The organism is Zarconia navalis LEGE 11467, assembly GCF_015207075.1.
GTDB classification, from domain to species: domain Bacteria; phylum Cyanobacteriota; class Cyanobacteriia; order Cyanobacteriales; family Geitlerinemataceae; genus Zarconia; species Zarconia navalis.
The window spans coordinates 1-20,874 of the sequence record NZ_JADEXN010000017.1 but is presented as its reverse complement, the minus strand read 5'-3'; the positions used below and the strand labels follow the sequence as shown (position 1 = coordinate 20,874).

At 46.1% G+C, this 20,874-nt stretch carries 20 protein-coding genes; 8 read left to right on the top strand and 12 right to left on the bottom strand.

Features of this window, described 5'->3' with window-relative positions; genetic code table 11:
• Positions 1–2,862, bottom strand: a 2,862-nt coding sequence (locus IQ235_RS02040) for an ATP-binding protein (protein WP_264319833.1), incomplete at its 3' end; no start/stop codon positions are given.
• Between the two features lie 304 nt (positions 2,863–3,166).
• On the opposite strand from IQ235_RS02040, the gene argF reads away from it, so the two are divergent.
• Complete coding sequence (argF, locus tag IQ235_RS02035; RefSeq protein WP_264319832.1) at positions 3,167–4,087, top strand: ornithine carbamoyltransferase; 921 nt, start codon at positions 3,167–3,169, stop codon at positions 4,085–4,087.
• A gap of 410 nt (positions 4,088–4,497) precedes the next feature.
• Here argF and IQ235_RS02030 read toward each other — a convergent pair whose 3' ends face one another.
• From IQ235_RS02030 to IQ235_RS02005, 6 genes are all read right to left on the bottom strand, one after another.
• Complete coding sequence (locus IQ235_RS02030) at positions 4,498–5,670, bottom strand: hypothetical protein (RefSeq protein WP_264319831.1); 1,173 nt, start codon at positions 5,668–5,670, stop codon at positions 4,498–4,500.
• A gap of 269 nt (positions 5,671–5,939) precedes the next feature.
• Entirely contained in the window at positions 5,940–6,281 is a 342-nt protein-coding gene (locus tag IQ235_RS02025) for a hypothetical protein (protein WP_264319830.1), read from the bottom strand.
• 495 nt (positions 6,282–6,776) lie between these two features.
• Entirely contained in the window at positions 6,777–7,106 is a 330-nt protein-coding gene (locus tag IQ235_RS02020) for a Dps family protein (protein WP_319592535.1), read from the bottom strand.
• Positions 7,107–7,288: 182 nt separating this feature from the next.
• Positions 7,289–7,678 (bottom strand): phage holin family protein, encoded by a 390-nt coding sequence (locus tag IQ235_RS02015; protein ID WP_264319829.1) that lies wholly within the window; start codon positions 7,676–7,678, stop codon positions 7,289–7,291.
• Between the two features lie 18 nt (positions 7,679–7,696).
• Entirely contained in the window at positions 7,697–8,461 is a 765-nt protein-coding gene (locus IQ235_RS02010) for a histidine kinase (protein ID WP_264319828.1), read from the bottom strand.
• Between the two features lie 47 nt (positions 8,462–8,508).
• Complete coding sequence (locus IQ235_RS02005) at positions 8,509–8,691, bottom strand: YqaE/Pmp3 family membrane protein (protein WP_264319827.1); 183 nt, start codon at positions 8,689–8,691, stop codon at positions 8,509–8,511.
• Between the two features lie 610 nt (positions 8,692–9,301).
• Between IQ235_RS02005 and IQ235_RS02000 the strand changes: the two genes are divergently transcribed.
• The 3 genes from IQ235_RS02000 to IQ235_RS01990 all read left to right on the top strand — a co-directional run bounded on the left by IQ235_RS02000 (position 9,302) and on the right by IQ235_RS01990 (position 13,122).
• On the top strand, positions 9,302–10,354 hold the full coding sequence (locus IQ235_RS02000) for a DUF389 domain-containing protein (protein WP_264319826.1): 1,053 nt from the start codon (positions 9,302–9,304) through the stop codon (positions 10,352–10,354).
• A gap of 380 nt (positions 10,355–10,734) precedes the next feature.
• Positions 10,735–11,622, top strand: a complete 888-nt coding sequence (locus IQ235_RS01995; protein WP_264319825.1) for a mechanosensitive ion channel family protein — start codon at positions 10,735–10,737, stop codon at positions 11,620–11,622.
• 1,245 nt (positions 11,623–12,867) lie between these two features.
• On the top strand, positions 12,868–13,122 hold the full coding sequence (locus IQ235_RS01990; RefSeq protein ID WP_264319835.1) for a Mo-dependent nitrogenase C-terminal domain-containing protein: 255 nt from the start codon (positions 12,868–12,870) through the stop codon (positions 13,120–13,122).
• A 206-nt stretch (positions 13,123–13,328) separates the two neighbouring features.
• Here IQ235_RS01990 and IQ235_RS01985 read toward each other — a convergent pair whose 3' ends face one another.
• On the bottom strand, positions 13,329–13,691 hold the full coding sequence (locus IQ235_RS01985) for a hypothetical protein (protein WP_264319824.1): 363 nt from the start codon (positions 13,689–13,691) through the stop codon (positions 13,329–13,331).
• A 12-nt stretch (positions 13,692–13,703) separates the two neighbouring features.
• A complete protein-coding gene (pdxA, locus tag IQ235_RS01980; protein ID WP_264319834.1) occupies positions 13,704–14,759 on the bottom strand; it encodes a 4-hydroxythreonine-4-phosphate dehydrogenase PdxA in 1,056 nt (351 codons plus the stop codon).
• 46 nt (positions 14,760–14,805) lie between these two features.
• Between pdxA and petM the strand changes: the two genes are divergently transcribed.
• Positions 14,806–14,913, top strand: a complete 108-nt coding sequence (gene petM, locus IQ235_RS01975) for a cytochrome b6-f complex subunit PetM (RefSeq protein ID WP_264319823.1) — start codon at positions 14,806–14,808, stop codon at positions 14,911–14,913.
• A gap of 46 nt (positions 14,914–14,959) precedes the next feature.
• On the opposite strand, the gene IQ235_RS18965 is transcribed toward petM, so the two are convergent.
• Together IQ235_RS18965 and IQ235_RS01965 are read right to left on the bottom strand one after the other, a co-directional pair.
• Positions 14,960–15,253: an ArsR/SmtB family transcription factor gene (locus IQ235_RS18965; RefSeq protein ID WP_441373238.1), complete on the bottom strand. Its 294-nt coding sequence runs from the start codon at positions 15,251–15,253 to the stop codon at positions 14,960–14,962.
• Between the two features lie 505 nt (positions 15,254–15,758).
• Positions 15,759–15,938: a hypothetical protein gene (locus tag IQ235_RS01965; RefSeq protein ID WP_264319821.1), complete on the bottom strand. Its 180-nt coding sequence runs from the start codon at positions 15,936–15,938 to the stop codon at positions 15,759–15,761.
• A gap of 118 nt (positions 15,939–16,056) precedes the next feature.
• On the opposite strand from IQ235_RS01965, the gene IQ235_RS01960 reads away from it, so the two are divergent.
• Both IQ235_RS01960 and IQ235_RS01955 read left to right on the top strand, forming a co-directional pair.
• Positions 16,057–17,040, top strand: a complete 984-nt coding sequence (locus IQ235_RS01960; protein WP_264319820.1) for an SDR family oxidoreductase — start codon at positions 16,057–16,059, stop codon at positions 17,038–17,040.
• Positions 17,041–17,085: 45 nt separating this feature from the next.
• On the top strand, positions 17,086–18,003 hold the full coding sequence (locus IQ235_RS01955) for an NAD(+) kinase (protein ID WP_264319819.1): 918 nt from the start codon (positions 17,086–17,088) through the stop codon (positions 18,001–18,003).
• Between the two features lie 27 nt (positions 18,004–18,030).
• Here IQ235_RS01955 and IQ235_RS01950 read toward each other — a convergent pair whose 3' ends face one another.
• Complete coding sequence (locus tag IQ235_RS01950; RefSeq protein WP_264319818.1) at positions 18,031–18,747, bottom strand: methyltransferase domain-containing protein; 717 nt, start codon at positions 18,745–18,747, stop codon at positions 18,031–18,033.
• Between the two features lie 583 nt (positions 18,748–19,330).
• Between IQ235_RS01950 and IQ235_RS01945 the strand changes: the two genes are divergently transcribed.
• Complete coding sequence (locus IQ235_RS01945) at positions 19,331–20,860, top strand: glycoside hydrolase family protein (protein WP_264319817.1); 1,530 nt, start codon at positions 19,331–19,333, stop codon at positions 20,858–20,860.
• Positions 20,861–20,874: the final 14 nt, after the last annotated feature.

The following is a 20,874-nucleotide window of genomic DNA, read 5'->3' as shown; positions in this document are numbered from 1 at the left end:
GTACAGACCGCAGGCGATCGCTCCATACCAGATGTATGCCATTGCGCAATGGGGGGAGTAACCATGGATTCGGCTCAGGTGCAGTTGGGTCGTAGCGACTTGTTTTAGGGTGTGAAAGTCTACCAAATAAGCTGAAATACTGGCAACGGCAAGCAATTCCATCGCCAGTAAACCGCGCCGATCGTTCAAAACGGGTCGTTTATTCAAGTCTTCGAGAAAGGGCAACTTGCTCTTGAAAGTCTCGCCCAATGAAGTTGGAGATATTTCAAATCCCAGGATTTCAATGGCTTGCAATCCAATTTCAATAGCTTGGCACATTTGCTGGCGAACACCATAAAATCTCACCTTGAGTTCGTAAGTTTGGGCGAGATCGAAGGATGTTTTTGCTTTTTTTAAGACCAAATGGGACAGAGCCTCGGCAACCTCAAAGTTTCCATTCAAAAACTCAATTTCAATCGTATTTAGATATAACTTAAAAGTTAATTCGTAGTCGGTATGCCAGCTTTCTTCTGGAAGAATGGAAATACCGATGTTTAAGTAGTTTAAAGCAGGCTCGTATGCCGCCGCTGCTTTTGCTTTTGCTGCGGCTATTGCATTTAGCCGAGCAAGTTCTATTTGCTCGGCAGGCTGGGTATGTAGGTCGATCGCGATATTGAGTTGATTGACAATTTCAAATATTTTTTCTTCTAAATTTTCGACTGGAGTATTTGCGAGGAGCAGTTGACCAATTTTCAAACGAATATCTTTTTGTATTTCCGGAGAAATTAAAGAATATGCAGCTTGTTGAACTCGATCGTGCAAAAAATGGTAAGAAACTGGAAACAAACTCGGTTCTAGACAATCTTTCTCTGCATTAAGAAACATTAACACTTTGTAGTTGTTACTTAAGGGAAAAACGATCCCGTGTTGCAATGCTTCCCATAGCTGAGTGGCGGTTTCGCTCATCGATCGCTGATTGAAGATCGAGAGCATTTTGAGATCGAATTTATTGCCAATGCAGGAAGCCAGCATCAAAATATTTTGAGTTTCGCTTGAGAGTTTCTTAAGCTTTTTAATGTTGAGTTCTACAACGTTTTCAGAAATATTTGCTTTCTCAATTTCTTCAAGATTCCAATTCCATTGCCCAGACTGTAAATCAAAAAATAAAATATTGTTTTGATATAAAGCTTCTAGAAACTGATTGACAAAAAAAGGATTTCCTTGAGTTTTGTCAAAAACAACGCTGGCTAAAAATCTGACTTTTTTAGTTGGCAGCTTTAGAGTTTCTGATATTAAAGTTTTAATCGTATTTTCTTTAAGGTTTTTTAAAGAGATACTATTGATTTTATTTCCATTTTTTTGAATTTTATCTAGAGTCAATAATAAAGAATGACCGCAACTCACCTCGTTCTCGCGATACGTAATAACGAGCATCAAGTATGGAATTTTTGGTGAAGTGACTAAAAATTCAATTAACTTCAGGGATGCAGAATCAGCCCATTGCAAATCATCTAAAAAAATAATTAATGGATGTTGTCGATTTGAAAAAATTTGAAAAAAGCTTTTCAAAACGGTATTAAAGCGCTTTTGATATTCAGACGCACTTAAAAAAGGTAAAGAAGGTTGCGCTCCAATAATTAGATCTATTTCGGGAACGACATCACTCAAAACTCGCCCAAAATCTCCAATCGCATTCAAGATTTTGCATTTCCACATCTCAATATTCGGTGTACTTTCTGTTAAAATTTGTCGAATCAATTCCGACAAACATTGAATGAGAGCTGAGTACGGAACATTACGCTTAAATTGCTCGAACTTACCTGATGTGAAATAGCCTTTTTCCTGGACGATCGGTTTATGAATTTCATTCACTAAAGCGGATTTCCCAACTCCAGAATACCCAGATACCACCAGAAATTCTGTCGTTCCCAAACTGACTCGGTGAAATGTTTCAATAGCTCGAGAAACTTCGCGATCTCGACCGTATAATTTCTGAGGAATTTGTAACTTACTCGATCGATCTTGCTGTCCGATCGTAAAAGGAGAAATTCGTCCCTCACGTTCGAGTTTCTCAAGACAAGTTTCGAGATCGGCACGCAGTCCTAGTGCACTTTGATATCTCTCCTCCGCTGTTTTAGAGAGTAGCTTCATCACAATTTTAGATACCGGAGGTGGAATTCTGGAGGAAATTTGATGAGGTAGATCGGGTATTTTAGCAATATGACAGTGAACTAATTCCATGGGATCGGTGGAATCAAAAGGCAGTTTACCAGTTAAAAGTTGATAGAATGTAATCCCCAAAGAATAAAAATCAGTACGGTAGTCTAAAGAACGATTCATACGTCCCGTTTGCTCGGGAGACATATAAGCTAATGTGCCCTCAAACGTATGAGGATCGGTCAAAACAACATTTTCTCGCGATAGCCGAGAAGCAATTCCGAAATCTGCCAGTTTGACCACCCCTGTTTCGGGATTGAATAGAATATTTTGTGGCTTAATATCTTTATGAATAATATTATTTTGATGAATGTCGTGCAAAGTGCGCGCCACTTGAAGCACAATTTTCAGGCAATCGAGCAGCTCTAACGACTTAACCGAAAGAAAAGAATCGAGAGATCGACCTCCAAAATCTTCCTCGATTAAACCCACGCGATTGCGATCGGTTTCTAGGCTGTAAAATTGAATAACACCCGCACTTTTGAGAGAAGATACCACTTCGTACTCATATTTTAGCTTTGCCACATCAGCAATTTCTGGATAGTCTGAAATTGAAGTTTTAATCGCAACGGGAAGTTTATCTCCTTCGCGATAGCCTCGATACACCGCTGTTGTTTGGCTTTGATAAATTTCTTCAACAATCTGATAGTTTGAAAATGAAATCATAGGGATCGAAGAGAATCTGAGGGTGAACGGCTGTCGAAATTTTTGGCGGTAACGACCGCATCCCGACACGAGTCAATTGAGGGGAACTCAGGGAAGATAGAAAAGTTGAGGATTGGAGTTGAGTTTTGCTAGAGACAAGGTAAATCTGGCAAAATTCCCACTCCTATCTAGAAGTATAAGTTCAACCTAGTTTGATGGGAATCTTGTGGTATAGTTTACCAATCTCAGCGCTTGGGGTGTTACGGAGCAAGCGAGCAAAATAATAAATACTCCCCCCATTGATGTCATCCACACCAGAAATAATATGAATACACTCAAAGGAAGGGACTTATTGAGTTTAGCAGACCTGAGTGTTGAGGAGTTGCGAGACCTGATACACTTAGCAGCTCAGATGAAAGCCTCACAAGTCGAACCTCAATGTTCTAAAGTCTTGGGATTACTTTTCTACAAAGCTTCAACGCGTACGAGGGTGAGCTTTTCCGTGGCTATGTATAAAATGGGCGGTCAAGTTATCGATCTCAACCCCAGCGTTACCCAAGTCAGCCGGGGAGAACCTTTAGCCGATACCGCACGGGTTTTAGATCGCTATCTCGATGCGATCGCCATTCGCACCTTCGAGCAAGCGGATTTGGAAACCTTCGCCGACTATGCCCAAATTCCCGTCATCAATGCCCTCAGCGATTTGGCACACCCCTGTCAAGCCCTGGCGGATTTGCTGACAATTCAGGAAAACTTTCCAGATACGACCGATATCACCCTCACCTATGTAGGAGATGGGAATAATGTCGCCCATTCTTTACTCCTCGGTTGTGCCATGATGGGGATTAACGTTCGGGTCGCCGTTCCCTCCGGATTCGAGCCGAGTTCGGCAATTGTCGAGAAAGCCACCGAACTCGCTGGGGGTCGTAGTGAGGCGATCGTGACAACCGATCCCATCAGTGCGGCAACTGGAACTCACATCCTTTATACCGACGTGTGGGCGAGTATGGGACAAGAAGATGATGCAAGCAGCCGCATCCCCAAGTTTCAACCCTATCAACTCAATGAAGCACTGCTAGAAAAAGCCGATCCCAAAGCGATCGTCATGCACTGTCTTCCGGCTCATCGGGGCGAAGAAATTACCGACGGCGCGATCGAAGGATCTCAATCGCGGGTATGGGATCAAGCCGAAAATAGAATGCACGCTCAAAAAGCACTTCTGGCTAGTCTTCTGGGAGCCGTTTAGTTGGGAAGCGCGCAGGTGCAAAATTTAGAGTCTAAGAACTCACAAACCACTCATTCCCAATTCTTTAATGGGTCATCCGTTTTTAGTGCTGCGACGAGGGTTCCAAATGTTTCTCACCTCTTTTGTAGTTGCGATTACAGATAGAGAAAGCTAGGCTAACAAATATACAGGCTGTGCCTAGAGGAAAACCTCACCAGACACAGCCTGTCCTAGTTGCTTGCTAAAAGCCCCTTCCTTCAGTTATGAGTGGGGGTTTTTTTCTTGATGTCTATAGCTTAACGACTGACTACCCGCGAGTCTTCATCTCGCTCGAAATATTGTTGAAAATTTCAAGATCGGTTTGACTGAGCTTCGTAATCGTATTTGCTCGCCCAGTGCCTCGATCGCGCTGTCGAGAGACTGAGTCGAACTCAGGCGGCTTTATTTTGGTGGGGACTCCGCCAGGTGAAATAGCTGCGGATTTCTCCATTTCTAAGCCAAGCTGACTGAAATTGATAGGCAATGAGGGTGACCGCTGTGCGGATCGTCTTCGTACCTTCGGGGACGAGCCATGCCGAAAGGAGGTTGCCATCTCGATCTTTACACAAGAGGAGCGGCTGCTTGCTGTAGGGAGATTCGAGCAGGACGTACTCGTTATCGTACCGCTGTCGGGCTGTAGCTTTGGCTTGCAGTTGCGCGATCGTACGAGATTCGCTCTTGAGGTGACGGGCGATACAGTGACGGGTTTCTCGATCGAGATCTGCTTGCAACAGCCAGCGCGCATCCCATTCTTCCAAGGGAATCGAACCGATCTCCGGAGGAATTCGTTGTGCGTCTGCCGCATAGACGCGGAAGCCATCGCCGTAGTCAATAGCAGGTTTCCCCGTGCGATCGCTATCTAGAACGAGGCGTTTGGGTCGATCGCACACTAAGCACAGTTCGCGGGTGGGGAAGATAAAGCCCGTATGGCGAGCGAGCATTTTAAACAGCCACCAGGCTTGGGTGACATGGCTTCCAAGCTGGCATTCCGTAATTGCCCAATCGAGCCAAGCACCGTCGTAGAGTGCCGTTATCTGAGAACCAAAACTGCGCTCGAACAATTGTTCGCCTCGGTTGTGAGTCGGCGAAAAATTTAGACTGGACAACCGCGACTGCCGATCTTTCGAGTCGCGGGCATCAAATTCTTTGACGATTAGCGTTTTGAAAGTGTCTGCATCTCGTCGGGCATTCCCCGAATGGATAATTTCTTCGAAGATGGACTGAGGCAAGCGGGTTTTGATGGGTTGAATGAGGTGGCGATCGAAATAGATGCCCAGCAATCCCGTCAGACTCATCGCGCGAGGTCGTAAAGATGCCGGTAGCAGGGAGTGGGGAAATCCGGGGGGTTGCTTGAGCTGGTGAAAGTATTGCTCGAAATCGCCGATACCACAAAAAAATTCAACTTTCGGTGGGGTGAGTCCCAAAGCCCGGTAGAGAACCCCGATAGTAGAACGGGCTTTTTGGGGATCGATCGTTTCCGTACACAGACCAATTTCATGCCATCTAGCGCTATATTCGGAAAGTCGATCGAGCTGGGAATTTGAGACAGAGATCTTACTATTCATAATTCGTGGTGCTACGGGTTTGACCATCGATCGCAGACTGTTAATTCCAGTTTCTTCTATTTTTTTTGGAACCGCCATTAGTCTATACACAAAAACTGAAGTATCGAGGCACCATACTCGATTCTTCAGTTACTTGTCGATGGAAATATACTCCATTCGGGGGAGAGAGAGAAGTTATCTGATATAGGTCGCCTAACTTACTCGACTTCCCCCTCACATATTTTACGTTCTTGGAGTTTGACGACCTCAGACCGCACCCAAAGCTTAGATTAGATAACTCCAACTCCCTTACCGCGATCGTCCTTCTTCTTAGTTAGATCGCCTTCTTCATCGGTATCGTTAACTTCTTCAAGTTCTTGCTTCCGTTGAGCTTCGAGGGCTTCTTCTTTTTTGCGCAAGTCCCCTGGCTCTTCGTAATACATTTCAGGTTCGATGGCGTAGTTATTTGCCAAACCTTCTTGGTCTACGGTATAGCCAGCCGTAGTATCCATATCTCCTTTTGCTTCGGGAGTTTCTTTGAAATCTTCCCCTTCCCGTTCCTTACGAGCGGCTGTCTCTGAAGGAATAATACCGCGATCGTACTGACCGTCCATTGGTTGTTTAACACTCATAAGTGACCTCCTAAATTTATATTTATGTCAAATTTTTCAATTGCTAGGTTTTGACAAACCACTAGAATAAACTGTCTTCTGAGATTTTAGAGATAGAGCGCAAGTTTTAATTGATCCTGTCAGCTCTGACTCGAATCGATGCGGGACACGCTCGATTTGCCTTTTGATAAGAGAGATAATCCAGTAACGCGATCGATATAACCGCGAATGACCAAACTGGGGCCCAACCGAAAATCATGGTATTTGCTGCCATTTCTAGCGTGAAATACATATCGGAACTTAGCCTCGCTCGTTCATTTACGTTAATTAATGTATCAATTTTTGCCTTTTCTACACATCTTCCTTTTGAAGGACTTGCACTCTGTCAAAAGATATAGATCGAAAGAATCTTGTCCGAAAGAGACCCAGACCGCTGGCTTATGGGAGTTGTCTAGGTCTCTTTCGGACGTCGAGAGGTATTCCAAGAAAGTAATACGCGATCGGGAGACTGACGGCTTAGCTAACTTGTGTCAGTTCTCGCGTTGAAGGTTGTTCCCCGTCGGGTCGTAACGGTTGTCCTTCAATAAAGGAGCGTAACATCCAAGCCATTTCTTCGTGTTGCTCCATCAATCCCGTCAAAAAGTCGGCAGTTCGTTCATCGTGGAAATCATCTGTGCACCGATCGATATGCGATCGCAAATTGCGAATAATTTGTTCGTGGTCTTCAACCAACCTTTCTACCATTTGATTGGCAGTGGGGAGATCGTTTGGATGTTCTTTAATCGATGCGAGTTCTAGAAAACCTTGTGCTGTTCCTGCAGGATACTTTCCGAAATTATTTAAAATTAATAACTTTAATATCTGTTTTTTATTTTATTCGAACAATTTCTTTTATTGAATCATTAATGATTCAATAAAAACAAAATAAAAACAAGTATAAAAAAAGAGGCACTAGGCCTCTCTATGCTTTCCTTTGACTTATTTTACAACTTTAAAAAACTTGTAGATTCAAACCGTCAGCAGTTGTATTACTCCTTAGAAAGCTCCGAGCTACCGGTTAGATTCAACGCAATGCTTCGTTCTACAAGATAGTTACTTAAGAAAGTATTGACCGCAGACAAAATTACCGGACCTAAGATAATACCTAGGATTCCTCGAACGGCAAATCCAGGAACGAAGACAGAAGCTAACCACAAACACAGACCGTTAACGACAAGGGAAAAAAGTCCCAAGCTCAAAATATTGATGGGTAGAGATAAGGTGGAGATAACAGGCTTCACAAATGAGTTAACCAAGCCGATCGCCACAGCAGCGAGTAATGCAGCAGAAAATGTATTAATACTTACGCCCGGAACGATAATATCGACAACGAGCAAACTCAGTGCCGTTGCTAGCCAAGTTAAAAAATATCCAATCATAATTAATCTATCCGTAAACTACTTGTCTTGAAATAAATCGGAGGTAGACCGCCATAGCTCTTTGAGAAGCTGTCTGAGCTTGCGCTCTTTTTTCCCAATCGCCGAGCCGACTTCTCCAAGCTTCGATTCAAAATTTGCTTGCTTCTCTCGAACCATCGAGTCTTCCGATCGCTCTTCGGAACGACTGCGCTCGTACCAAAATTTTGCCTCGTCTAAATGCTCTTTAACCTCTTCAAATCGCTCTCCGTACCTAGCACTTAAATTCGCTTGAAGAATGGCAAGCTTTGCTTTAACTTGAGCGTATCGCTTTTGCATCAGAGCGGCTTCTTCGCTATCTTTAATTTTCTCAACTGCCGACTCTACAGCTGCTTTAAACGAACTCGACTTATCTTTAGCCGTCTCTTGAAGTTCCCCGAGAACATCTTCAACTTCCTCTTGAAGTTCTCGCTCTTCAGTTTCTAAGCGATTTTGGAGCTGTTTGACTTGAGATTGCGCTGCGGCGATCGACTTACGCTTCGACTCGCCAACGGCTTCGATCGCACCTTCGATCGCACCTTCGACATCTTCTTTAGCTTCATCGCCTTTACTTTGCACGGTGTCGATCGTCGTCGAGACAGCCTCTCGAACAATAGTGCGAATTTCTTTCGACCCTTCTTTAAACTCGGAGGCAGATTGCGAAATCGCAGAGCGAACGATCTCCCGAATTCGATCGCGGCGAGAACTTCCTTCTTCTTTGACTTTTTGTAGGTCTTCTACAATTTGTTTTTTAAGAGAGTTAGACATCGTTACTTTCGCCACTGAACTCTATAATTTCTAACGTTTTAAACGCTCTACAGGTTACGACCTGCTCCATCGGGAACCTTAAGGATGATCCAAATCGCGTGAACGATACCGGGAATATAACCCAAGAGAGTTAGCAATAAATTGATCCAAAACTGCGTTCCGATACCCACTTGTAAGAAAACACCGAGGGGAGGAATAAAAATAGCAACAGCAATTCGAAGAATATCCATAACGTTTATTTTTTCTCCATTTGAATATATGAATAATCTTAGTTAAAAAAAACCTCTATCCTCATCTTCCTCTAGATAGATTGTGCGAGCGCCGTTAGGTAGATCCGTTTGTCTCCTCACCCAAAAACGCCATACTGCTGCGAGTCTCTCTCGGGATAGATGACACTCCTACGTCCAGTCTGTACGTTAATTAAGTGTTAGAACTTACGCAACGGCAACCGATGCAAGGGCAAAGCGCAGATTAGGGAATCCCTACCCAACATTGCATATGGCGGCTCTGTATAAGTCGTGGGTATCTAGGGCGTGTCGCCCATTAAGTCTAGAAGCCTTTCAAGAGCGGAATTTGAAGGTGAGACTCCGTTGCGGCGACCTTCAAAAGCCTAGGGGTCACGCGAGCGGGTGCTGAAGAACAAAGAGATAAGACTTACACGCGGACGCTTAGCGGTATTGATGCGTTACGCTGCGCCCTTTACATCCTGGCATATTAGATAATTTTAATTGTTTCGGGTGAGAAAGCATCAGTCTCAAATGTCTGCCCAAAAAATTTCCCTCCGGGATCTCACAGTAAAATCGGGCGGAACGAAGCGTCAACTTTTCAGGGTAATATCCGATGACGTACATCAAGTCTCGCGTGAAACGATACCTGCTTGCCGGTCAGAAAGAATTGCAGGATTTTTGGCATACCCATAGCGGAGATTGGCATTGGCTCAACGAAAAGCCCATGCCACTCGTGGGTCTGACTCGTCGTCTGTGGAGGTCGTCGATTCCCTCTTTCAGTTTTTGCTTTATGCTGATGCTCTCTAGCGTGATTTCCACGCTGGGATTGCTTTCAGATAGCGCTGCCACCATTATCGGTGCTATGATTATCGCGCCTTTGATGGGACCGATTATTAGTGTGGCATATGCCACGATCGCAGGAAATCGTCGGCTGCTGCGGCGATCGCTTTTGACATCTGCGATCGGGGCGATTATTACCATTTTCACTTCATTAATCACCATTCAACTCGTCGGTTTGGAAGTCGTTGGTTCGGAAGTGATGGCCCGTGCCAATCCCTCTTTAATCGATTTGGGGGTGGCGCTAGCGGCGGGTGCTGCCGGAGGTTTTGCCAATTCTCGCCGTACCATTGCCGATACCTTACCCGGTGTGGCGATCGCTGTGGCTTTGGTTCCGCCTCTAAGCACTGTGGGCATCGGCTTAGCGTTAGGTTATACTTCCCTTGCCGGTGGAGCGTTGTTGCTGTTTGCAACTAATTTTACTGGGATCATTTTTAGCGGTGGCTTGGTCTTTTTGTGTCAGGGTTACGGCAACATCAAAAGAGCGAAGCGAGGTCTGTCGATTTCTATTCTCATTTTATTGGTGCTCGGTATCCCCCTGGCATTCTCTTTACAAAATCTTTTAGTCAAAGAAAATGTACGTCGCAACGTCGGCAACTTACTACGCCGACAAACCTTAACATTTGACGATGCCGATATTCGATACATTCGCGTGCAAGAGCAAGAGAAAGCTCTGGTGGTGGAAGTTGAGGTGGCTATGGCTTTGGGTTCAATTTCCGAGCTGCAAGTCGAACTCGTTCGAGATTTTCTATCTCGGGAGTTGGAAAGAAACATCGATTTGAGGGTTCGAGTCATTCCTGTTCAGATGTTGAGTTCTCCCAAAAACTAGAGAGACCAGTGAGTCCGATCTGTGTGAATGCTGCATAAATTCACACCTAGGATAGATGAGCTTGTATCTTTCGAGCGGTTATCTTGAGAGACGACTGCAAAGGTTGCTGCAACAGTATTTTGTCTTCCGGCTCTCTTTGCACTCTTGTCTTGTCTCAATGCCCTTGGGGAAAATTATTTCTTAGCTCGCTGTATCGCGATCGGTTGTTATATTTGCCATTTATTGAGAGGAAGACTGCAATTTGAATAGCCAAAAGACTTACCACAAATATGAACGTTTTAGTGATTTTTGCACTCCGAAAATACATTCAAAAGCCCTCGATGCTCGTTAACGCAAGCTCGATCGGTTTGCACATTTTACTTGATATTTGAGGTAGGTCTATGAGTCTTCTGGTTGAAGAAATTCAGTCGCGATTACTGAATCTCGTCGGTCAAGGGATTGAAATTTTACCGGCAATTGTCGTCGGGATTCTGATCGTTATTGCCACAAGCTACGGTGCGAATTTAGTTCGCCGGCTAACGATGGCAGCTGTCCAACGAACTCTTCGCAATCGCTCGCTCCAATCTCTATTGGTGCAGATGAGTTTTGTTGCGGCTTGGGTTATTGGGATTCTAGTTGCCTGTATTATCGCGTTTCCAGATTTAGGACTTGGTGATATTATCGGTCTTCTGGGTTTGAGTTCTGTGGCTATTGGTTTTGCCTTTCAGGACATTTTTAAAAACTTTCTGGCTGGAATTTTACTTCTCTTGCAAGAGCCATTTAAATTAAACGATCAAATTCTAGTTAATGGCTTTGAAGGAACGGTGGAAGAAATTGCGATTCGTTCGACACAGATTCGCACCTACCAAGGTGAAATGGTCTTTATCCCCAATGCGATCGTCTTTACAAGTGCCGTTAAAGTTCTCACCGCTCTCGATAGTCGCCGAACCGATTTAGCAATTGGTGTGGACTACAATACTCCTCTGCCGATGGCGGTAAAAACCATGCGGGAGGCAGTTGATGGTATCGATGGGGTGTTATCGAATCCCGAACCGGAAATAGACGTGGTCAGTTTTGGCGACAGTGCGATCGATTTAGTGGTTCGCTACTGGACCTTTCCAGAAAAAAAGGAAGTCCGCCGCACGCACACAACGGTAATGATCGCTCTCAAACAAGCCTGCGATCGCGCTGAGATTAACATTCCCTATCCGATTCGTACGGTTTACCATTTCGATCAAAATAAATTTAATGACTACGACCCAGTATCGGCAAAAAGTTCGGTCAATTGATAAGGTGCTTCGGGTTCATTGAACCGATAAGAGTTGCTGTCCTCACGGTGACAGCACTCAACTATCGATATTTATATACTCCACAAATAATCGGTGCATTACTGCTACTTTTTTGCTGTTGCCATGATGTTCCAAGAGAACTCGATGTTGGACGATCGCTGTCGATCGAAATCGAAGCTCTATTGAGCTTTGCACTCTGTTATGGCGCGATCGAAAAAATTTTTTGAGAGCCGGAATTCTATCATATTTTTGGCTCTCTTTTCTATCTCGCGCGCACCAGCTCGTGAAGCATCTAGCAGCCAATAATTAAAAGCATCTGAAGAAAAATTTCAAAACTGGCGATTCACCATCAATAACGCCAGAACCCAACTTAAACGCCTATATCCGGTTATTTCTAATTAGGGTCTACTAGGCTGTATTGACATTTAGACTCTAACTGCGAGATCGCGCACTATTCGTCAATACTGCTAGAGGTACTTTGACGAATTTTAAACCTTTTCGACGCTCAAACTCTTGCTGAGAATAGGATTTAGGTCAAACCTCTGTGGTTGTCACGTTCATATCATTTCAACCGATAGGCCTTACTGTCTGAGGGTTTGAGCTAAGAATAACCCTCTTTTGTCACTCTCCGAGCACTTTTCTTATTGCTATATTCTAGAGCTTAGCCAGGGCAGGCGATCGCTCGCTTTTTTCTCAACACCAATTGACGAAGATGCTAAATTTGTCAAAATTCGCTTGTCAAACGCCGTATTGCTCAATCTACTAGGTCTTGGGAAATTACTAATCATACAAAAAAACGGAGAGTGACAGAAGAGGGATAATACCAATTTTTGTCAAAGTACCACTAGTCAAGGCTTCTCATCTGAAATGCCAACAGAACTTAGTCTAGTCTCAGATTTAAGCGAAGATTCGAGCAAGTTCGATCGCCTTTTTCTGTTAGTGAAGTGAATGTGTCGTTCGATGCATACTCAATCTCGATCTGTCCTATTAATTAAATAGATGACACTAACAAGCTGAACCTATAATTCGTATCATCTAAAATGCTTATACTAAATTCAAAAAACATAAGCTATAATTAATACAAGAGAGCAAGAGATGAGAAAAAGCAATCTCATCTGAGGCGATCGATTCACTCTGGTTACATTCAAGAAAGCTAAATCTAACGGAGGTTCAAAAATGTCTATTCTCAATCGTCAATCAACTCAAAAATCCGGTATTTTTTACTACCTGTATCATGTTCTCAATATGATGTTGCAGCCGTTACGTCAGTGGCTCGATTCGATTGAAACCCGCAATGCCAAAGTCGCCAAGTGGGTTTGCAAACTAATTCCCGCACAATGTCCTTTCGAGAGAGATATTCAATTTTTGGGTCGCACGATCGTGCATATTCCTCCCTTGTGCAAACTCAATCCTTTATACGAGCAATTTATCGGTTTGCGCTTTCGGGCATTGTGTTTCTTAGCCGACGAATGTGGTGAAGATATTTCGGCGTATTGCTAGAAAAATCAACAATTAAAGTTCGATAATGTCGAATAAATTAATTGATGTCACGTACTATTTCAACAAATATTTTCCATCTATAGAAGCGCTTCAGAATTTCTTAAACTGCTTTACGGATGCCAAAATTCATCGATAAGTTGTTTGAGTTTCTCGAAACAAACGGTAACGGTTTCTAGAGCGTCACAATTGAGTAAGTTTCGATCGATCTAAGATATCTCATTTAAGATTTTAGTCGACGATAACTCTTCTACTTCGTCTAACATTTCTTCGTCTAACATTTCCCAGTCGTTAATTTTGTCAGATAAGCGATCGATCTCCACTCCATGTTTCTCGTATCCCGGCTCGTCCACAATTCGTAGGGAATACCCATTCAAGAGATCGGAAAGAATCGCAACCATGACATCTATTGGCTCTTGACTCGTGAAGTCTCCATCTGAAAAGGTTAAGTAATACATCCCGTCGAGTTTTGGATCTGCGTGCCGATTGACCGACGGCGAAATCGGTGGACGTTTCTCCTCTGGTAACGAGAAGTAACTCAAGACTAGGGCAAGTTTTTCTGAGTCATGCATTGACGAGCGTTTTTACGAGGATGCGGAATTCTTAACCCTTAACCGACGTTCGCTCAACTGGGCCGCTAATGCGATCGCCGACTTCATACTCGTGGCATCGGCAATTCCCCGACCGGCAATATCGAAAGCTGTACCGTGGTCTGGAGACGTGCGGATAAAGGGCAAACCGATGGTGGTATTCACCGCTCGATCGAACGCCATCAGCTTCACGGGAATCAATCCCTGGTCGTGATACATTGCCAAATAGCCATCGGCGACGCAATCGAAAAATGGGTTCGTTCCTTGTTGGGTCGAAGCGTACCAAGCCTGGCCCGGTTTCACCCAGAGGGTATCCGGCGGTACGGGACCATCGAGTTGTACGGAAGGACGGTGCGATCGCTCGTCTTCAAGCCAAGGAATCAACCAATCTCGCTCTTCGGTTCCCAATTGACCCTCCTCGCCACTGTGGGGGTTGAGACCGGAAATCGCGATTCGAGGTCGATCGATGCCGAAATCTCGTTGCAAGCATTCAACAAATAAATCTAGCTTCAACGCCAGCAACTCCGGGGTTAGCACTGGAGACACTTGAGAGAGGGGAATGTGGGTGGTGGCGAGCAACGTCCGCAGCATCCAGCCGTTATGAGGCGATCGTGCCGCAAACAACATCCCAAATCGCTCGACTCCGGCACGCTTGGCCAACACTTCCGTTTGACCGGGATACTCGAAACCCGCCGCTTTCCAGAGAGACTTGGCAATCGGGCCAGTGACGATACCATGAAATTCTCCCGCGAGGGTGCGATCGAGCGCGGCACTCAAATAGGCAAAACTCGCTCCCCCACTGGCGCGATTTCCCCGACCCCATTCCCACTCGCTATCCTCGGTGGGGACTTCTAAGAGATCGAGAGAATTGGGATCGGCTAGGGAGGTAATTGCGGCGAGACGATCGTAAGTTCTGCGCAAGACCTGTCGCGTTCCCACTACCGTGATTTGGCAGCGATCGAGGACTGTTGGATCGGTAAGGGCTTTTAAAATCACCTCGGGTCCAATTCCGGCCGGATCTCCTAAAGTAATCGCCAAACGAGGGTACATTGTCATTTATACTGAAATGATTAGATTTGTAAACAGAGACAAATAAATGGCCGGAGAAATTTTTAATACCGCAGTTATATGTTTCAGCCTCATTTTAGTGGGCTTGGGTGTGGGCTTCCTACTTCTGAAAGTGCAAGGCGGCGAACCCGAATAGACTGAGTTGACTTTTTGGGGTTAATCGTCGGAGTTCGTCTTCGGGGTTAATCCTGGGGTTCGTCTAGATGTTCGGCTACTTCCCGGTACAAATTTAAGATGTGACCATCTTTTAAGAAATAAAAGACATTTCGCCCCTGCTTGCGATACCCCACTAAACGAGCGCCGCGCAGAGTTCGTAGTTGGTGAGAAACGGCTGATTCGCTCATCTCAACCGCAGCGGCAATTTCGCAAACGCACAGTTCTCGATCTGCCAAAGCCGATACGATTCGCAAGCGATTGGCATCTCCCAAACAGCCGAAAAACTCTGCCATTCGCTGGGATTTTTCCACGCTCAGCAGCTTGGATTGAAGTTGACCGACCTCGTCAAGATCGACAGCATGTCGAGTCGCACATTCGAGTGCTTTTGTCGAGCGTTTGGCATCAGGTCGAGCAGTTTCGGGGTATGTCACGATACTTGTGGTGGAAATAAGTGCGGGTACGCGGACATCTTCTAATGTACCGGAGAGTCTGCGTTCGTGCAGATTCCCAGACATCTCGAATTCATTTTGGGTGCGTCAAATTCCGCTTGTTGCCGAATCAAATGCCGATCTCACTTCGGGTGAATTTATCAGTCGATCGCGATCGAGTAGAGACAAGGCGAATCTTATCTGTTAAGATTTTATGAAACGTTAAGAATTGTCACGCAACTCTCATCTACTACAGTTTTTCTGTAGCAGCTAAAGAGGCGACCGCGTCTTTAGATAAAGAGAGGGGGGTGGATATCTCAACGAATGGAATCTAATATTTTTGGGAATGTTGGGCTTCCGAGGCGCGCTCTTGTGTTAGTTAGTTCGCGATCGAGCGTTAAGTTTGACAAGTTGCCCAGCTCGATATGTCTCTCAAGTTAGGAGGCGATCGTGTCAGGTGCAAACCGCAGTATTCATTGTCGGTGCGCAGTAATTTGTCGCTTTGACCAAAGTCTTCGATCGCACTGCGTTTCTGGTCGTTCTTCGGCTCGATAACAAACAGCTCAGACACTCTCACATCGGCGTTCCTCGACCTCATGAATAAATCCCAGTCTATAGACAACCTCATAAATTATTAAGGAGAACATCCCGCTCTCCTTTTCTCGAAGGGAGAGTGGGAGTCGTAGAGATATCGAATGAGCCTATTAATCGTCGGTGCTACTGGCACATTGGGAAGACAAATCGTTCGCCGCGCCCTAGATGAAGGGTACGAGGTACGCTGTCTGGTTCGTAGTTTTAGTCGAGCCTCTTTTTTACGAGAGTGGGGAGCCGAACTCGTACAAGCCAATTTATGCTTTCCCGACACCCTACCACCTTGCCTCGAAGGGATTAGTACGGTCATCGATGCATCCACCGCAAGGCTGACGGATTCTCTAAGCATTAAAAAGGTGGACTGGGACGGCAAGGTAGCCCTCATCCAAGCCTGTGCGGAAGCCCAAATCGATCGATTCGTTTTCTGCTCGATCTTGGATGCCCAGAAATACCCCCAAGTGCCGCTGATGGAAATCAAGCGCTGTACCGAGTTATTTTTAGCCGAGTCGGGACTCAACTACACGGTCTTGCAATTGAGCGGGTTCATGCAAGGATTGATCGGTCAGTACGCCATCCCTATCTTGGACGAGCAAACAGTGTGGATGACCGGAAAAACGGCTCCGGTGGCTTATATGAATACCCAAGATATTGCCAAGTTTGCCGTTCGCGCCCTTTCGGTACCCGAAACTGAAAACAAGACCTTCCCCGTCGTCGGGCCGCGCGCTTGGAATGGCGATGAGATTATCGGTCTTTGCGAGCAGAAATCGGGCAAAACCGCGAAAGTCACCAGAGCGCCCCTGGCTTTGCTACGAGCTGTGCGCCAAACCACCAAATTCTTTCAATGGAGCTGGAACGTGGCCGATCGGTTGGCATTTGCCGAGGTGATGGCATCGGGCAACCCTCTAACCGCATCAATGGACCAGGTGTATCCGGTGTTCGGACTCGACCCTGAAGAAACCACGACCCTAGAATCGTACCTGCAAGAATACTACGATCGCATCACAAAGAAGCTCAAAGAGATAGAATACGAGCAAGCCAAAGCCAAAGAGCGGAAAAAAGCCAGACAGAGGACTCCATTCAAGTCTTAAGTCTCCCGTTCGACTCAATTTTGCCCCACTAGCTGGATCGATCGCGTGCCTAAAGCCGGCATTATCTACAACGACATCAAACCCGTTGCTTGTCGTGTCGCCCAGGAGGTCAAAGACAAGCTAACATCTCAAGGCTGGGAAGTCTTTACGGCCTCGGGAGTAGGTGGTATGCTCGGGTACTCCCAACCCGATAGTATCGTCTGCCATACACCCATCGATGGCCTGGTTCCCCCTGGTTTTACCTCCGAAATGGAGTTTGGCGTGGTCTTGGGGGGGGATGGCACGGTTCTCTCAGCATTTCGACAGGTTGCCCCCATCGGTTTGCCGTTGTTGGGCGTTAATACCGGTCATATGGGTTTTCTGACCGAAGCCTATTTAGCGCAGCTAGATGTGGCGATCGAAGCGGTGATGGCGGGGAACTACAACGTCGAAGAACGCGCCATGTCTGTGGTTCGGCTGATGCGTAAAGATGCCGCGATCTGGGAAGCCCTGTGTTTGAACGAGATGGTGCTGCACCGAGAACCCCTAACGAGCATGTGTCACTTTGAAGTGATGGTCGGTCGCCACGCACCGGTGGATATTGCCGCCGATGGGGTGATTATCTCCACTCCGACGGGTTCGACGGCTTATTCCCTATCGGCGGGGGGGGCTGTGGTCATTCCCGACGTTCCGGTGATGCAACTGATGCCGATCTGTCCTCATTCTATGGCCTCTCGGGCGCTCATTTTTTCCGATCGCGAACCGGTGACGGTGTTTCCGGCTCATCCCAATCGGATGGTGATGGTGGTCGATGGTAATGGCGGCTGTTACGTATTGCCCGAAGATCGGGTATTTATAGAGCGATCGCCCTACAACGCTCGCTTCATTCGCCTGAACGATCCCAGATTTTTCCGCGTCCTGCGAGAGAAACTGGGTTGGGGACTGCCGCACATCGCCAAACCCACATCGGTAGAATTACCCTAGAAAATTCGGAGCGCAGTAACTGCTGACCTACTTTCGATGACCGATGTAGGAAACCCTCAGACCCTTTTTATAGTCTTCCATTCCCGACCAATTTTTGATTTCTTTAGACCGATAATCAATTTGATGGTAATCGTAATTTATTCGATCGAACATGGACTCAAGGAAAGAACATGTTGGCCAAAATGCGATCCCATCGTCATCCGTTGTGTCACTGGTTTTGTTCGGATTTTCAACAATCATTTGTAGGATCGGTGGTTTGCCTAAAAAGTTTTTCAATCCATACCACAAATAATTTTTTGCCACATTGGTATCGATAATCGTCGTTTGGGGAGACAGCCGTTTGACTTCTCGAAAGAAATCAACTTGCCTGACAGTATGGTATAGAAAACCAAAACAGAGAATGACATCAAACTGTTGAGGTGATGCCGAAGACAAATAATCAAAAATATCTGCTTTGATAAACTCCATTTTGGATTTATATTCTGTATTTTGCAGGTTTTGCTTTCCTCGTTCGATGAGTTCTTGTCTGGCCTCAATTCCAATCACTTTTTTTGCCCCTAAAACAAGGCATGGATAAGATAAACGACCGGTATTACAAGCTAAGTCTAGAACTACCTTATCTTTAATAATTTCCTGATGGCGAGTTAAAAGATTTTCGCACCTCCAATTAAATCGATTGTGATCGGAATACCGACCTCCCTCACCATAAGGCAATTTAGAATAATCGAACATAAATTCTTTCATTAAACTGACCTCATCTTAATTAATTGTCAGACTCTTTCTCTTTGTAAACATCGTGCACGAAGCTAATTTTAAACTCCGAATAAAACGAATATGCCGTCAACCCGTTTCATCGATTGACGACATGTTAGCTTGAAGCGACCAGTGATTGATTCTTGTTTGGATAACAGGTGCAAGTTTGACCCGATGGGCTACTGAGTGTGATGACTTGTTTCTTTTGGAGTCATGATAGAACTAGCCTACACCTAATGAATTTTTTGTCAAACTCTTAGAACTCGAACAGATCGACCCAGATGGCACGACCCATTGAGAGCTTGAGTGCCGATCGTAACGCTACATCAGTCCTACGGAATATAAACCTTTGCCCGATCGTTTCGAGATCGGGCGTTCGGCGACCTAATTTACGCCGACACTCACCAACGTAAGACCCCAGTGGTAAGAGCGATCGAACATCTGTTAGCTTAGGCTTAGGGACAATAGTCCAACAGACAAAGATCCCAGGGTGGGAGCAATTGAGGTCTTCTTTTCGTCGGGATCTGCGGAATTTGCGATCGAATAAGGATCTAAATAAGTTATTTGGGATTTCATGGGATTCGCTCAATATCAGTTTTCTTGCTTCAAATTTTGGTCTCAAATGCCTCAACGGTGGCAGTTTTTCTCTAGCCGCGTTGCGATCGCCATTTTGAGTAGCGGCTTATTCAGTTTCGGCATGGGACATCCGGCAACGCTGGCTCAAACCAACAACGCTTGTCAGATCGTCCCCTCCGCTGCCGCTCAAAAAGAAGCGCTGCGCCAAGCCGGAATCGTCGAGGGCAACCCCGAGGACCGAGAACGCTATCGAGATATGGTCGCCAAGCACGGTGCAGAAGTCCAGCAGTGTCGCCGTCAAACTTGGCCGCAAAATCAGGCACTCTGGCTGCGGGTATATCCTTGCGATTCCAAACCCGGTGTATTGGAAGGGGTTTTAGACGAAATCACGAATAAGGGTTACAACCAAGTGTACGTGGAAGCGTTCTACGACGGTCAGGTACTCCTCCCCGCTTCAGATAACCCCACACCTTGGAATTCGGTGGTGCGATCGTCGGGGGCCGAAGATATCGATTTATTAAGCGATGCGATTTCTATCGGGCGAGAACGAGGACTGAAAGTGTATGCCTGGTTGTTCACCCTCAATTTTGGATATACCTACGGACAGCGGTTCGATCGGGCTTCGGTTTTGGCTCGAAACGGTTACGGCGACACCACGTTAACCGTCACCGATCGCGCCTATGCCGAATATGATGGCTCAAATCCGGGCGATCGCAACCAAGCCTTCGTCGATCCCTACGACGAGCAGGCACGGCAGGACTATCGCAAACTCGTGGATGCCTTAATCGAACGCCAGCCCGATGGGGTGTTATTCGACTACGTGCGCTATCCTCGCGGGACTGGGGCGCGATCGGTCGTTAGCGAGGTTCAAGATTTGTGGATCTACGGGGAAGCGGCAAAACAAGCCCTCTATCAGCGCGCTTTGAACTCCAAAGGACGGGAACTCATCGAGCGATTTTTGAACCAGGGATACGTCAGTACCAGCGATGTGGAGACGGTAAACCGACGCTACCCCCAAGAAGAAGCCATGTGGCAGGGACGTAATGTTTCGCAACCGGTACAAGAACAGCTTTGGTATCTCAGCGTCGCCCACGCCGTGCAAGGAGTACTCGATTTTCTTGCCGATGCCATCGAACCGGTTGAACGTGACGGAATTGCAACTGGGGCGGTCTTTTTCCCAGATGCCAATCAATCGGTGGGAGAAGGCGGATTCGACTCGCGCTTGCAAGCTTGGGATCGATTTCCGGCTTCGATGCAATGGCATCCGATGATTTACGGTGTTTGCGGTCAGACGAGCTGTATTGTCGATTTGTTAGAGCGGGTTTTGAACTACGCTCCCCTAGAAACCCAGATCGTCCCGGCGATCGCGGGAAAATGGGGTGAATCGGTAACCAATCGCCCTCCCCTGGAAGTGCAAATGCGCGATATCCAGCGTGCGGCCCCGCAAGTAAACTCTATTAGCCATTTCGCCTATTCGTGGCAAAATCCAGAGTCCGATCGCGAGCGGAAGTTCTGCTCGTTGAATTAAAGAACGGGGAAAAC

Coding starts and splice junctions, on each gene's coding strand:
- IQ235_RS01995 (WP_264319825.1), top strand. CDS start 10,735: ATGAGTCTTCTGGTTGAAGAAATTCAGTCGCGATTACTGAATCTCGTC.
- IQ235_RS02010 (WP_264319828.1), bottom strand. CDS start 8,461: ATGTCTAACTCTCTTAAAAAACAAATTGTAGAAGACCTACAAAAAGTC.
- IQ235_RS01960 (WP_264319820.1), top strand. CDS start 16,057: ATGAGCCTATTAATCGTCGGTGCTACTGGCACATTGGGAAGACAAATC.
- IQ235_RS02015 (WP_264319829.1), bottom strand. CDS start 7,678: ATGATTGGATATTTTTTAACTTGGCTAGCAACGGCACTGAGTTTGCTC.
- IQ235_RS02025 (WP_264319830.1), bottom strand. CDS start 6,281: ATGAGTGTTAAACAACCAATGGACGGTCAGTACGATCGCGGTATTATT.
- petM (WP_264319823.1), top strand. CDS start 14,806: ATGGCCGGAGAAATTTTTAATACCGCAGTTATATGTTTCAGCCTCATT.
- IQ235_RS01945 (WP_264319817.1), top strand. CDS start 19,331: ATGGGATTCGCTCAATATCAGTTTTCTTGCTTCAAATTTTGGTCTCAA.
- pdxA (WP_264319834.1), bottom strand. CDS start 14,759: ATGTACCCTCGTTTGGCGATTACTTTAGGAGATCCGGCCGGAATTGGA.
- IQ235_RS02030 (WP_264319831.1), bottom strand. CDS start 5,670: ATGAATAGTAAGATCTCTGTCTCAAATTCCCAGCTCGATCGACTTTCC.
- IQ235_RS02000 (WP_264319826.1), top strand. CDS start 9,302: ATGACGTACATCAAGTCTCGCGTGAAACGATACCTGCTTGCCGGTCAG.
- IQ235_RS01950 (WP_264319818.1), bottom strand. CDS start 18,747: ATGAAAGAATTTATGTTCGATTATTCTAAATTGCCTTATGGTGAGGGA.
- IQ235_RS02005 (WP_264319827.1), bottom strand. CDS start 8,691: ATGGATATTCTTCGAATTGCTGTTGCTATTTTTATTCCTCCCCTCGGT.
- argF (WP_264319832.1), top strand. CDS start 3,167: ATGAATACACTCAAAGGAAGGGACTTATTGAGTTTAGCAGACCTGAGT.
- IQ235_RS01985 (WP_264319824.1), bottom strand. CDS start 13,691: ATGCATGACTCAGAAAAACTTGCCCTAGTCTTGAGTTACTTCTCGTTA.
- IQ235_RS01990 (WP_264319835.1), top strand. CDS start 12,868: ATGATGTTGCAGCCGTTACGTCAGTGGCTCGATTCGATTGAAACCCGC.